The organism is Rhizobium sp. SEMIA 4085 (assembly GCF_013004495.1).
GTDB classification, from domain to species: domain Bacteria; phylum Pseudomonadota; class Alphaproteobacteria; order Rhizobiales; family Rhizobiaceae; genus Rhizobium; species Rhizobium gallicum.
In genome coordinates this window covers 1-13,043 of record NZ_JABEPH010000153.1, presented here as the reverse complement: position 1 = coordinate 13,043, position 13,043 = coordinate 1, and the positions used below count along the sequence as shown (strand labels likewise).

The window sequence follows — 13,043 nt, the reverse complement described above, 5'->3', positions numbered from 1 at the left end:
AGGTAAGGGTGTGCAGCCTTTTTTGCTGTCTTAAGATCGACCTCTATCAGACCGTGCCCGAAAGCGACCGCCTTCGACAACAGCCTGAAATGCGGACCATATTGCAGGCCGAAGCGCTCAGCTGTCTCATATGTCTTTTCGGCCGTCAGAACCGATTTGACTTCGCCGGCGACGGGGGCTGCGCGCTCGTCGGCCACGGCATCGATCGTCTTGCGCACCCGGGCTACGGCATGAACGGTCCAGTCGTCATTGCTCAGCCGTTCACGCGAGCGGATTTCGATGTTGCCGGTTTCGGGAGAAAGGACCGTCGAAAGTTCGGCGATACGATCTTGCCGCAATTCCAGTGGCCGCACGATCTCCAGATTTCCGAGTTCGACCTCGTCCGTATCATAATATTGCTGTGCAGCCGTTACGGCGATCTCGATGAAGCCGCTGCCAGGCATGATCGCCTTTGAATCCACGACATGCTCTGCAAGGTCTGGCAGCAGGTTGGCGTCAACATGGTTCTTCCAGCTCGATGCGTTCGGATCGGTTCGCCAGCCGAGCAGCGTATAAGGCACACGCTGATCGCGGCCGAAGATGTCGATCTCGTCGCTCGTCGGGTGCGGACGCAATTCGACTTTCTCGAACGGCAGCGGAGGAAGTTGAATGAAGGCGTTGCGACCGGCGGCGTTGCGTGAACGAAGCGGCGATACGCCATGAGCCACGGCACGCGCGAAGGACTGCGCGACCGGATCGCGCCCGGTTCCGCTTTCACGCGCAAGCGTCGGGATTACGGCCGCTTGATGCGAGATGTTCTTGGCGATGTCCGTCACATAGTTCGAAAGAATCGGGCGCGGCGAGATTTCGATGAAAAGGTTGCAACCCATTTCCATCGCGGCTTCACAAGCGTCCTTGAACAGCACCGGATCACGCACGTTGCGCCACCAATAAGCCGTGTCCAGCGTCTGCCCATCAGCGTGGCGGCCCGTGACGGTGGAAATGAATATGCCGGTGCCGGCATCTGGCTCGAGATCCGGCAGATCGTCGAAGAATGCATCCTTCGCCCGATCGATGATCGGATGATGGAACGGATAGTTAATATCGAGCACATGCGCCACGATCTGCGCCTTGCGGGCGGCGTCGCGGAAGGCCTGAACCTCTTCTGATGGGCCGGAAATCGTCACTGAATTCGGCGCGTTGATGGCTGCAATGCAGATATTGTCGAAGCCATTCGCATGTGCGAAAGCAAGCGCGGCATCCGCGGTCATGACGACGGCTGCCATCTTGCCTTCGCCGGCGAGCAGGTCCTGATGCTGCGAGCGTTTGGCAACGATCGCCACAGCTTCCGCGGCCGTCAGCACCTTGGCCGCGTAGGCAGCGGCAATTTCGCCGACTGAGTGACCAAGAACCGCATCGGGTCGCAGGCCCTGCGCCGAAAGACAGTCGGTCAACGCTGCCTGCACCGCAAACAGCATCGGCTGAGCAATCTTGGTGTCCGCGAGCCGCTCCGGCAGATCCTTGGAAAAGAGCAGATCGGTCAGCTTTTCGCCGAGATAATATTCAAAGAGCGCGCTGAAGGACTGGAAGCATTGGCGGAAGTGCGCGTTTTCGCGATACGCGTCCACCCCCATGCCCGGCCATTGCGAGCCGTTTCCAGCAAAGACAAATGCAACCCGCACGCCTTGACCAGGAACCTCACCATGCTCGCCAGCCGTCGGCTCGCCTGCCAGATGAGCGCTGATTGCCGCCAACACTCCGTCGCTGTCCTTCGCTTTGACAGCAAAACGGTGGCGCATTGCCTCACGGTTCGCCACCGCCGAAGCGACAAGCTGGCGCGCCTCTCTGGTTTCGGCCTGCTCCAGACGCTGCTTATAGTCATCAAGCAGGCCCTCAAGCGCCGTGGCGCTATGGGCGCTTGCCATGAAGATGACCCGATCACCCTTTGCTTGCGGCTCAGGCGGTGCGACAGGATCCGGATCGCTGATCACGACATGGGCGTTCGTGCCGCCAAAGCCGAATGAGTTTACGCCTGCAAAGCGCGGGGTTTTGGCAGGCATCAGCTCGATCGGAGAGGTGTTGACGCGAACGTTCAGATCCTCGAAATCGATGTCTTCGTTGGTCCGCTCGATATGAAGTGTTGCCGGCAGGAAATTGTTTTCAAGAGCAATGACTGCCTTTAGGAGACCGAAGAGGCCGGAGGCTGGTTCGGTATGACCGATATTCGATTTGATGGAGCCGATCGGAACTGGCGCCCGGCGGTTCTTGCCGATGACGCTGCCGATGGCCCAGACTTCAGCGGGGTCGCCGACGCGCGTGCCGGTACCATGGCCTTCGATGAAGGCGATGCGATTCACATCGATATTGGCGCCTTCGTAAACCGACTTGAGGAGGGCAGCCTGCGCCTCCCGCGACGGCAGGGAAATGCCATTGGTACGGCCTGAAGAATTGACGCCGGTTGCATGAAGACGGGCGTAGCTGCGGTCCCTTTCGCGCAGAGCCTTGTCTGTGCGGCGAAGCACCAGCACGACGCCCCCTTCGGCGCGCACATAGCCATGACCGTTCGTGTCATAGGCTCGGCACAGGCCTTCGGGTGACAGCATACGCGCTTGCGCAAAGCCGACAAAGGAAAGCGGATGAGCCAAAAGATTGATCCCGCCCACGATTGCCGTATCGATGTCCCCGCGATCAAGCGCGCGGACGGCCTGGACGAGCGCCACCAGCGACGACGAACAGGCCGTGCCGATCGTCATGCTTGGGCCGCGCAGCCCAAAGATATGCGAGATACGGTTCGAAACGATCGAAAGCGTGTTGCCCGTCATGAAATAGGGGCTGCCGGTCGCCGGATCCTCGACGGCCAGGTTGCCGTTATCGAGGCTAGATGCACCGACATAGACGCCCACCTGCTCGCCACTTAAGGAAGCAGCAGGAAGATTGGCGTCCTCAAGCGCACGCCAGACAAGGCTCAGCAAAATCCGCTGCTGCGGATCCATCTGCATCGCTTCGCGCTGGGAAAGGCCGAAAACAGCCGGATCGAAATGATAGACGTCCGATAGAACGCCGGCGGCGAACGTGTAGGTCTTGCCCTGGATGCCTTGATGCGGGTGCCAGTAGCGGGCGAGCTGCCAGCGCTCAGCCGGGATTTCGCTGACGGTGCACTTCCCGTCCTCGAGGATTTGCCGCAGTTCATCCACTGAAGAAGCGCCTGGAGCAACGCTTGCGCGCCCAATAATCTCAATCGTCATGTTCACCCGGTGTCGTTATGGCAGTAGTCGGCAGAGGGCGGATATCAATGCCAGCTAAAGTTCACATCATAAAAGATACGGCTTGTCACCCGAAAAAATCGCATCTGTGGTTGTATTCCCATAACTTTCAATAACAACCGTAACCGATTGTAAACAAAGGAAGGAGCGCCATCATTTCCTGATGGAGCCCCTTCCAAAAGAATAGCTACAATCAGCAACTAGATCTAATTGTTCATGTTGTTGTAAATTCCAGCGCTCTGCGCGGCAATGCCGACCGGTTGCCCGACAATTCCGAGGAACATACGAATGTCGACGGCAGGATGGCGCGAGATGTAGATAACATCGCGATTCTTGACCGGGAACGTCTGTCCGACAATCAAGCTATCCGGATGACTCATGTCGAAACGATAGACAATCGGATAGCGGCCAACGCTGTCCGGCGCCAATCCCTTGTTCAGGAGCTCATGGAACCGCTTGGTGCCAAGCAGGCTCATGACGACATCAGGCTCTTCGTAGCGGAACAGGAAGTAGCCTTTTGCGTCAGTCGCCAGATCGTTGCCGCCTCGACCAAGTGCGACCGCCTCAAGCAGATTGAGATCGTTCGCACCGAAATTGATACGTGCGTTCAGATTGGCGGAGCCAAGGATTGTAAACGTCCGCGGGTCCTTCGACACGAAAATCCGGTCGCCGGGCTGGACGTAAATGTCTTCCGAGGGATTTTCGATGATCGACTTCAGAAGCGCCGTTCCGGTTTTCTTGCCGCGGACGAGCGTGACATAGGCCTCGTACGGCTGTGCCTGCGACCCCCCTGCCTTGGCAAGCACCTCGGTGATCTTTTCGCTGACGAGGCTCAGCGGCACCTGGGACGGCTTGCCGACCTCACCAGAAACCGTGACATTTCGGGATGCGGTGCTCACGCTCGTCACAATGACGTCCGGCTCGACGGCCTTGTTCGCCAGTGACGCAAGAATTGCCTTACGGGCTTCTTCAAGAGTCTTTCCCTCAAACTGGACCGATCCTGCATAGGGAATTGCGGCCATACCATCCGGCTGCACTACAATATCGAGGTTCGTCTGCTTCGATTCCGTCGTCGAGAAGAGCCCGTCGCTGCCGGCTTCGAAGATTGTTACCTTCAGGTGATCCCCGACGCCGATCACCACGCGACCCACGCCACCGCCAATACCGAAACGGCGATTGAGAGCTGTCGCCACATAATTAGAGACGAGAGTGGCAGAACGGCTGTCCACGTCGACGATGTCAAATACGGCAGCATTCCGGCGGCCGACTTCTGCAGCGGATCGCCCAGCATCCTTGTTAATTGTATCGGCAAGTGGCCCCTGCGCAGGCAACCCCTGGCACCCCGCCAAGGCAAGGCAGATCAACACAATACTCGATCGAACCAATTGATTTCCCTCGATATCGGCGATGACATTCTTCCTGCCTGTCACAACCGACCTATTTGCAAAAGATTCTAATTGGCACCTGCAAAGCACACTGAACGTCTCACAACAAGCCAATTGGCGGACCGATCCCTAAAAAAATCACAGCTGCGTTATCAATGCCATAGTGCAGTAAGGGCTCTACAATGGTCCCGCAAGCGCCCCAGCAAACTATCTACAATTTGAGTTAAAGGCGCTTAAACAGCGGCGACACGTTTGTCAGATTTATCGATCCGCGATACCGACATCGACACCACGCGACTTCTGCACGCTGGAACTCTACGTGTTCGGCGTTACGAGTTTGGCGGGCTCAGAACTCCCGCGAAGTCCCTCTTGGGAGGGAATATCATCTTCCCGATTGCGCGGTAAGTCGGATTCTTAAGGCTCAGAAAGTATCCAACTGGATCTTTGTCATATTTTTTTATGTCTTTGGAGTTGCCCAGCAATTGAATGAAAGGACGAACAACTGGTACCAATCGCCGACGCAAGGGGCTGATTTCGCTTTTCCTGCCGCGGGCCATGGCGTCCATTATTGCCGCGCGGCCACCGTATGAATAAAATAGTGGGGCATCGAGTGAAACACCTCCAGGCTGCTCCCCAAAATGGATCGGTTCATTAGTTAGCCCACGAATTTCCGAGAAGACTGTCCTTCGAGATAGTCTGCGTAAAGATCCGTCCGCCTTTGTCTTTTCGATATATTCCGTCGCTCCGAACGAATAGAAGTCATTGACGAGGTACTTGACGAAACGCAAACGTGTCTCGGCGTCACTGCTCAGTTCCTGTTGCGCGAGTTGGATCAAGTGGCCGCACGACGTTGCTGTATGTGTGAAACCCTCATGGTCATAGAATGCTCTGCCGCAGCAGATTACTGGCTTACCCAGAGTAGCGGCGATCAATCCTGTGCCGGAATTGATGACAACGACCTTATCTGAAAGATCAATGAGATCGCGTATATGAGCGTCATCTGGCGCAAAGATGATGTTTTCGATCTCGGGCCGTTCGGTTTCAAGAGGATGCTTCTTCGCGACGACGACATACCTGCGTGAATCAACGGCACTTGCCATCGCTGCAACCCAAGAATTGAAACCTGCGGCGCTTTCGCATTGGCCAGAGAAGTAGATGGTGGCCGTATCCGAGGGCCGCTGCAGAGCGACAAAGATCACCTTCCTGTCGCCCAGTTGAAGGGATTGGCGCAAGTGATCAGCTCCCACGGACGCACCGTTTTTCTCGAGCGTTTCCTCGTTGAGGCGCAAACGGTCGATCCATTCAAGAGTGCGTTCACGGTCATCGTCACTTAATGGTGTGTCCCAGTACTGACGCGAGTAGGATTCGCTTTCGCCTAGAAAGCCTCTGGTGTCGAAAAACCAACTATTGTTGTAAGCGCCGCGATCATAGGCGATATATCGGATGCTGGCGTCCTTTAAGGCGCGATAAAGCGATAGGCGATGTTCATTTCCGTAGGGATTAAGAAAGAATACGCGGGTGAATCCTTCGTGGCTGACGAAGTCGACCAAAGCGTCCGCATTCGCAAAATTCTCTTCTGGGATGCAGCTATAGCGGCCGAAGGCTGGAAATGCGTGTCTGAGCGATAACGCGGGAGATGTGCGCGGTTTCACGAGGACCAGAGTGTATTCGTTGGATGTCAGATCCTCGAGGGGTTGGATTACCGTCGCGCCTCTGTCGTAGTCATGCATGGCCTTTGAAACGCGCATCTGGTTGTTTGTTCCAACATACCCTACATCCTTCCGTCTCGGATGCCATAAATGGGAAATAACGGTTCCTCGCTGGAACACGTCGATGCCATACAGTGCGTAATAGGCTCTGAACCCTTCGTAGTTCAGGATCGAGTTGTTTTTGGTGTTCTTGTAGTACTCGCGCGTTCGAGGACCGCGGTTGAAATATGAAGTCAGCCTGTGCATCAGTTCGAAGTCTTCAGCGCCGTGTCCGGTGAAGCTTCGATCGTGTCCGCCGACCGCCAGCAAATGGAGGCGGTTCGCTACGATCGCTGAAATTGCAAAGGTGTGGTGCTCATAGACTGCCTTGTCGTTGCGCATGATACCATCGTGTACTTGCATATCGGCAAACTCGCCGTCTCCCGACTCATGCAGTGAAAGGTATCGCTGCGTGAAGTCTTCAGTCAGGTATGCGCCTGGCAGCGCGAAGAATGCGTATGCGTTGTCGAACATCCCGCGCAACCTGGCCTCGGCGATAACGCGGTTGTATCCCTGGGGTGATAGGAGGAAATCAATATCGTGGTAGATCACAAGTGGCGTCGTCGCATGCTGCGTGCCTATGTCGCGCGCATGTCCGATGCTGAACGGCTCCCGTCCGGTTTCCACTCGGATGAGTCTCGCATTCGTCCGGGCGGCCACATCGGCAAGTTCGGCCTTTCGCTCGTCAGGCGTGCCGTAGTCTACGATCAGGACTTCGTAAGACTCCGGCAAAGTTGCAATGATTCGAAGAATGCGCTCAGGCTCATCGTAGAGCTTATCCTTGGATAATCGGACAGGAATTATTGCCGTAATAAGGCGGTGTTGAAAAATACTCATCTGAGCTTCCCCGGACGCAATCAGGTCGATATGATCTCCTGAGTTACCAAAGGGGGATTGTAATGGGAAGTGCAGAAGTTGTGTCGAGGCCGGAATATGTTGAGCATTTGGGTATAAAAATATCTGTGCCCGAAGCGACGGTTTCCGACACTGTTTTGAAATTCATGAAAGAAGGCCGATATGAATCTCGCGAGGGTAAAATCCTCAACCAGATCATTGAGGACGGAGAGCGCATTCTGGAATTGGGTGGCGGGATTGGCTTCATCTCAGCTATCGCTGGGAAGAATCCGAAGACGGCTGCCGTGCGCACGTATGAGGCGAATCCAAACCTTGCAAGTGTCATCGCGACCACCCACCAACTGAACTCAGTCAAGAATGTCGACGTGAAAACTGGCGTCTTGGTCCGTGAGGCTCGGCAATCAATCATCCCGTTTTATCTTCGAAAAGATTTCTGGGGGTCGTCCCTTGCCAAAAGGGAAGGCGAGACGAATGCCAAAGAGGTCATGGTCCCGGTCTACGAACTTTCGTGGGTTCTAGGAGAGTTCCGCCCGACTATGATCGTATGCGATATCGAAGGCGGTGAGGCTGACCTGTTCGACGGCCGGTCCCTGCCTGGGGTTAAGAAGGTCCTGATCGAGTTGCATCAGCCAATGATTGGACCGAAGGGTATGAAAGCTATCTTCGACGGATTCTCACAATCGGGTTTCTACTATGATCAGGACTTTTCCGCAGGTGGCGTCGTTCTGTTCAGGCGGCTTGAGCCCTAAACGCCAGTGGTTGTACGAGCAAGTTCAACGGCGCCCCTGAATCTCAAGCCGTTCCCAATCGTCGTAGGTTGGGTGCGGTGGTGGGTATCGATTTTGAAGCACCGAAGGCAGGCGGGATGCCGTTTTGCCATCTTTAGGATTGTAGAAAGTAGTACTGCTCGGTGCGGTGGCGTGGACTGTGTTCCCACGTCACACCAGGTTTGACGACCCTTGCCGGGTTCCCCACCGCGACGCAATTGCTTGGAATTGGTTTGGTGACGACGCTCCTCGCGCCAACAACCGTCGCGTTTCCGACTTCTGCGCCCTTAAGTAGAAGAACGTCATCAGCAATCCACACATGGCTTCCTATCGCGATCGATTGTGACGGATTTAATCGCTGCCGCGAAACGGCATCATAGATTGGATGCCCGTCTGTCGTTCGGATGCTGATGTTGGAGCCGAGGAGGCAATCATCACCAATCTCGATGGAGGTGCTTTCAACCGCCCTCATGCTGACATTCGATGTTACGTTCAAAGAATTGCCGATACTAATGAAGCTTTCGTATCCGATGATAATTGAGCCGCTAATACGGCAGTTGTTACCGATCGTAAGTCGGGAATTTCGCCCCAGAATAATATCGCATTTCGCAAGGGTAACACCTTCTCCAATGTGCACGGACGAACCAAACTCATTAAAGACTATTTTGCCGCCTCTCAGGACCGACGTGGAAGCTGCATCAACAATGTTGTTGTTCTCGTCTGCATAAGCGGCGAGTTCAACAAGTTCGACTGGCATAACAGATTCTCCGTACGGCGCATTATGCGAGCAATGCAGAGGCAATGAACGGCTGTCAAGACTTTGATAATAGGATCTTGAAAGCGCTCGGCGGACGCAGTTTCGTACGCATCCGAGGAGGGCCGCCTTGCTGAGAAGTGAGGCGAACTGGATGTTCTGTCTATATGGACGTCAATATAGACAGTGTGAGAACCGTGGATTTAACGATAGAGAAGCGGCCGCAAGTTAGCCGTATGGAGATTGTCGATAGCGGGCGGCGTCGCCGTTTCAGCAACGAGGCCAAACTTGCGATCGTGGCGGAGAGTTATTCTGCCCCGCGTCTGGTCACGGCAACAGCACGTCGCCATGGGATCACACGCTTTCAGTTGAACGACTGGCGTAAAGCAGCTCGCGAGGGACGGCTCGGCAATGGCCGGGGGAGTGAAGGGTTTATTCCTGCAGTGTTGGTCCCGGAGCCAGGCATGCCGGTCGTTGCGCCGACCAATTCTTCGACGGCACAAAGTGGGCTTATGGAGGTTGTCAGCGCCAATGGTCGCCGTGTGATCGTGGGACGCGATGTCGACGTTGAAGCGCTGCTTCGGATCCTGCGGGACTGGAGGCGCTGCGGTGAATCCGTTTCCGATGGGAACAGGGGTCAAGGTCTGGCTTTCGACGGGGTATACGGACATGCGCTGTGGCTTTCCCTCTCTGGCGCTTCGGGTGCAGGAGGTTCTGAAGCATGATCCGTTGTCAGGGCATCTCTTCGTCTTCAGGGGCCGCAGATCGGATATTTTGAAGATCATTTGGCATGATGGTCTGGGCGCCTGCCTTTTTACCCGGCGGCTGGAGAAGGGCCGGTTTATCTGGCCGAATATGGAGGGCGGCGCGGTAGCGATCTCACCGGCACAATTGTCTTATTTGTTGTCCGGGATCGACTGGCGCAATCCGCAGGAAACCTGGCGTCCGACACGGGTCGGATAGCATTATTGCATTGAAAATATTGAGTGAATCTGATCGGATGGCTTCATGACTTCGAAGCCTGTGGATCTTCCTGCGGACCTTGCGAGCGCCTATCTGGCGCTGCTTTCCGAGCGTGAGATGTTACAGGCTGAACGTGATGTCGTTGTTGCCGAGCGCGATACCGTCGTCGCCGAGCGGGACATTGCGGTGGCGCAAGCCAATGCGCAGGCCATGCTGTCGGACAGTGAGGCCTTGATTGCCAGTCTGGAGCTGGCGATCGAAAAGCTGAAGCGCGAACTGCGCGGCCGGCGATCCGAGCGCACGGCGCGCCTGATCGACCAGATGGAATTGCAGCTCGAAGAACTGGTGATGGCGGCGACGGAGGATGAAGCCGCAGCGCAGGCGGCTGCCGCCAAGACCTCGAGCGTACGTTCGTTCACGCGCAAACGGCCGGTACGAAAGCCGTGGCCGGAGGATATCGAGCGCGAGCGCGTGGTGATCGATCCCCCAGTCACCTGTGCATGCTGCGGCGGGGCGCGCCTGTCGAAACTGGGCGAGGACGTCCCGGAGACGCTCGAGGAGGTTCCGCGTCGGTTCAAAGTGATCGAGACGGTGCGGGAGAAATTTACCTGCCGTGACTGCGAGGCGATCAGCCAGCCGCCGGCGCCGTTCCATGCCACGCCGCGCGGCTTCATCGGTCCTCATCTGCTGGCGACGATCCTCTTTGACAAGTTTGGAATGCATAGCCCTCTCAACCGCCAGAGCACCCGGTTCAAATGCGAGGGCATCGAGCTTTCGACCTCGACGCTGGCCGACCAGGTCGGGTATGGAACGGCCGCGCTCCTGCCGATCTTTGATCTGATCGAGGCGCATGTCTTCGCGGCCGAGCGCCTTTTTGGCGACGACACCACCATTCCCATTCAGGCCAAAGACAAATGCACGACCGGGCGAATATGGACCTACGTGTGCGATGACCGGCCCTACGGCGGAGCGGCAGCGCCGGCGGCCATATACTATGCGTCGAGCGACCGCCGCGGCGAGCATCCGCAGAAGCACCTGGCCGGGTATGGCGGCATTCTGCAGAGTGATTGTTACAATGGCTTCGAGCCGCTCAGTGTCGCGGAAAAGAAGGTGGTGCCGATCACCTTCGCCTTTTGTCATGCGCATGCGCGGCGCAAATTCTTTGAACTGGCCGACATCCAGAAAAATGCCCGCGACCGCAAACGCAAAGGCAAGCCGATCTCGCCGATCGCATTGGAGGCCGTCCAACGGTACGATGCGTTGTTTGAGATCGAGCGCCAGATCAATGGATTGAGCGCCGAAGAACGACTGGCCGCGCGGCAGGAAAAGAGCAAGCCGCTGTTCGATGACATGCACGAGTGGCTGAAACGGGAGCGCGCCACGCTCAGCAAATCGTCCGAGGTGATCGAGCCGATCGATTACATGCTGAAGCGATGGGATGGTTTTGCCCGTTTCCTGGAAGATGGCCGGATTTGTCTCACGAACAATGCCGCCGAGCGCGCTCTGAGAGGTATTGCGAGACGTGTTTCATTATGCACCCCTTCGTTAAGTGTATGTAAACATTGGAAGCGTGTCCGCGTCCACATCGCGCAACGGGCGACCTTTCCGGGCAATCGCCGCTTTGACCGGCTCGGACGTCAAATCGGCGGCCCGGATTTGATAGGGCGCTCGCGGAACAACCTGGACCGCAGGAAGAACGCCTGTGGAAACAAGGCGTCGTACCAGATAGCTTGAGACGCCCAACGCTTTGGCGACCTCTGCTTGCGTGAGCCATTCGCCATTTTTATCGGCTGAACGGTAGGCATCGATGCCACGCACGTAACGAACAGAACGGACCCGATGGGCTGTCCATGTCTTTCCCTGGCCGGTGGGAAAGCCCATTCGGTTGAGTGTGGCGGCGATATGCTCGTCTGACCAGCGGCCAGCCATGCCGCGTATGACTTCCAGTGCATCTTCGGCTGTCGCGCTGCCGTGTTCGCCAGACTGTGGCTTACGAACACGCGCAACTCCGAATGCTGACCACCTTTCCAATGAATGGTGAGGACAACGTGCGCGCATGGTTACATCGGGAGCATTCCAGGCTGCCGACAGGTTCTCTGCGAGGTTGGAAAAGGCATTGGGATCAACGACGTGGCGCCGATCGTGCCGCCATCATGCTCTCCGTCATCACGACTTGCCGTCTCAACGACGTCGATCCAAAGGCGTGGCTCGCCGATGTGTTTGCCCGCATCGCCGATCTTCCTGTCTCCCGCCTGCACGAACTGCTGCCTTGGCAATGGAAGACACACAAAGGGACGGCTATTGCGGCGGCCGCGTAAACAGCTCCCGGAACAACGCTTCCGAACGCTCCAAGCCTTCATCGGTCAGGATCAATGACTTCGACTTGTTGACTGGGTCGCCGATCATGCCCTTCTTGTGAAGCCGATCCGTCGTTGCCCAGTCGAAACCCTTCCAGGCACAACGCTCGTTATGCAGCGTCAGCCATAACAGCGCCAAAACGGCATCGTCGACCTTGTCCTCATCGATCTCCATGAACCGACATTACCACGCGCGGCACCCAAAATCCCGCGGCCCTGCTCGGATGGATACGCAGTTTCTCGCTGCGACGATGTATCGCCGCTTCAGTTGTGGTGTATGGCGGCGTGCCACGTTAAGACGACAGAAATTCACCGGAGAGCTAGGGAATGGAATGGTAGGCATACGCTGCGAGAGTCATGATAACAGTGATCGGCGCTTTAGGCGTACTTTCCGCGTTGTCGCTTTGGGCGGTAATCCATTACAGTATCTAACCGAGCGATTTCGGATTTCACTAATACTCGCCCGTCACGTCCTCTTTCCCAAGATCAGAGAAATACACATGTAGGCAAACCGGCGAACAAATCCACACATACTTCTAAGCACTGAGGGCCGGGCCGTAATCGTTTGCACGCCCGGTTTGCGGACCTGCACTACTCCTCCGTTGCTGGAGTGATTGCATGACTTGGGTTGAACGCGGAGATTTCCGAATTCGGTGAGACGTAAGCCGCTCTCATTTTCCCCAACAACTCGATTGCCCGTTCGATGTCGATATATTCTTTGGCAACCGGATCAAAATATTTTGGGTAGAGAACGTAGGCACCGGCAAAGAGTTGCTCGACCGTCAGTTTCCGTTTCCTTCTGTCCGTCGGTTGGCGATCGTCAGTCAATCCCCATCCCGAATAAAAGGGGCATCCTAGCGTAGTGACCTTGAGTCCTCGCAAGAGAGCTTCAAAGCCCGCAAGTGATGTGATTGTGTAAACGTGGTCAATGGTCCGAAAGCTGCTGGCGAGGCTTATATCCTGTTCTAAAAC

9 protein-coding genes and 3 pseudogenes are annotated in these 13,043 nt (G+C 56.2%); 5 read left to right on the top strand and 7 right to left on the bottom strand.

Annotated features, from left to right (window positions below):
- The 3 genes from C9413_RS16620 to C9413_RS16610 form a co-directional block, all read right to left on the bottom strand.
- Positions 1-3,224: type I polyketide synthase (locus C9413_RS16620; RefSeq protein WP_170250650.1), on the bottom strand; the 3,224-nt coding region annotated here is incomplete at its 3' end.
- Positions 3,225-3,448: 224 nt separating this feature from the next.
- Positions 3,449-4,627: a polysaccharide biosynthesis/export family protein gene (locus tag C9413_RS16615; protein ID WP_039846915.1), complete on the bottom strand. Its 1,179-nt coding sequence runs from the start codon at positions 4,625-4,627 to the stop codon at positions 3,449-3,451.
- A 329-nt stretch (positions 4,628-4,956) separates the two neighbouring features.
- On the bottom strand, positions 4,957-7,212 hold the full coding sequence (locus C9413_RS16610) for a glycosyltransferase (protein WP_052451584.1): 2,256 nt from the start codon (positions 7,210-7,212) through the stop codon (positions 4,957-4,959).
- Positions 7,213-7,274: 62 nt separating this feature from the next.
- Here C9413_RS16610 and C9413_RS16605 point away from each other — a divergent pair, with 62 nt between their 5' ends.
- On the top strand, positions 7,275-7,979 hold the full coding sequence (locus C9413_RS16605; RefSeq protein ID WP_039845787.1) for an FkbM family methyltransferase: 705 nt from the start codon (positions 7,275-7,277) through the stop codon (positions 7,977-7,979).
- Between the two features lie 133 nt (positions 7,980-8,112).
- On the opposite strand, the gene C9413_RS16600 is transcribed toward C9413_RS16605, so the two are convergent.
- Entirely contained in the window at positions 8,113-8,754 is a 642-nt protein-coding gene (locus C9413_RS16600) for an acyltransferase (protein ID WP_170250649.1), read from the bottom strand.
- Positions 8,755-8,918: 164 nt separating this feature from the next.
- Here C9413_RS16600 and C9413_RS16595 point away from each other — a divergent pair, with 164 nt between their 5' ends.
- Genes C9413_RS16595 through C9413_RS16585 form a run of 3 tightly spaced genes read left to right on the top strand, consistent with a single transcriptional unit; the run spans position 8,919 to position 11,448 of the window.
- Positions 8,919-9,476 (top strand): transposase, encoded by a 558-nt coding sequence (locus C9413_RS16595; RefSeq protein ID WP_348648782.1) that lies wholly within the window; start codon positions 8,919-8,921, stop codon positions 9,474-9,476.
- Positions 9,376-9,714, top strand: coding sequence for an IS66 family insertion sequence element accessory protein TnpB (gene tnpB / locus C9413_RS16590; protein ID WP_080579326.1), 339 nt, complete (start codon positions 9,376-9,378; stop codon positions 9,712-9,714). Before C9413_RS16595 ends, tnpB begins: the two co-directional genes overlap by 101 nt.
- A gap of 45 nt (positions 9,715-9,759) precedes the next feature.
- Positions 9,760-11,448, top strand: a complete 1,689-nt coding sequence (locus tag C9413_RS16585) for an IS66 family transposase (protein ID WP_348648781.1) — start codon at positions 9,760-9,762, stop codon at positions 11,446-11,448.
- Here the strand turns inward: C9413_RS16585 and C9413_RS34490 are convergent.
- Positions 11,413-11,595, bottom strand: a pseudogene (locus C9413_RS34490) (hypothetical protein); the annotation flags it as partial. The gene C9413_RS16585 and the pseudogene C9413_RS34490 sit on opposite strands and share 36 nt — an antisense overlap.
- A 245-nt stretch (positions 11,596-11,840) precedes the next feature.
- Between C9413_RS34490 and C9413_RS16580 the strand changes: the two are divergent.
- Positions 11,841-12,032, top strand: a pseudogene (locus C9413_RS16580) (transposase domain-containing protein); the annotation flags it as partial.
- On the opposite strand, the gene C9413_RS16575 reads toward C9413_RS16580, so the two are convergent.
- Complete coding sequence (locus C9413_RS16575; protein ID WP_039845789.1) at positions 12,013-12,246, bottom strand: DUF6429 family protein; 234 nt, start codon at positions 12,244-12,246, stop codon at positions 12,013-12,015. The pseudogene C9413_RS16580 and the gene C9413_RS16575 sit on opposite strands and share 20 nt — an antisense overlap.
- A 416-nt stretch (positions 12,247-12,662) precedes the next feature.
- A pseudogene (locus C9413_RS16570) lies at positions 12,663-13,043 on the bottom strand (hypothetical protein); the annotation flags it as partial.

Coding starts and splice junctions, on each gene's coding strand:
- C9413_RS16610 (WP_052451584.1), bottom strand. CDS start 7,212: ATGAGTATTTTTCAACACCGCCTTATTACGGCAATAATTCCTGTCCGA.
- C9413_RS16605 (WP_039845787.1), top strand. CDS start 7,275: ATGGGAAGTGCAGAAGTTGTGTCGAGGCCGGAATATGTTGAGCATTTG.
- C9413_RS16600 (WP_170250649.1), bottom strand. CDS start 8,754: ATGCCAGTCGAACTTGTTGAACTCGCCGCTTATGCAGACGAGAACAAC.
- C9413_RS16595 (WP_348648782.1), top strand. CDS start 8,919: ATGGACGTCAATATAGACAGTGTGAGAACCGTGGATTTAACGATAGAG.
- tnpB (WP_080579326.1), top strand. CDS start 9,376: ATGGGAACAGGGGTCAAGGTCTGGCTTTCGACGGGGTATACGGACATG.
- C9413_RS16585 (WP_348648781.1), top strand. CDS start 9,760: ATGACTTCGAAGCCTGTGGATCTTCCTGCGGACCTTGCGAGCGCCTAT.
- C9413_RS16575 (WP_039845789.1), bottom strand. CDS start 12,246: ATGGAGATCGATGAGGACAAGGTCGACGATGCCGTTTTGGCGCTGTTA.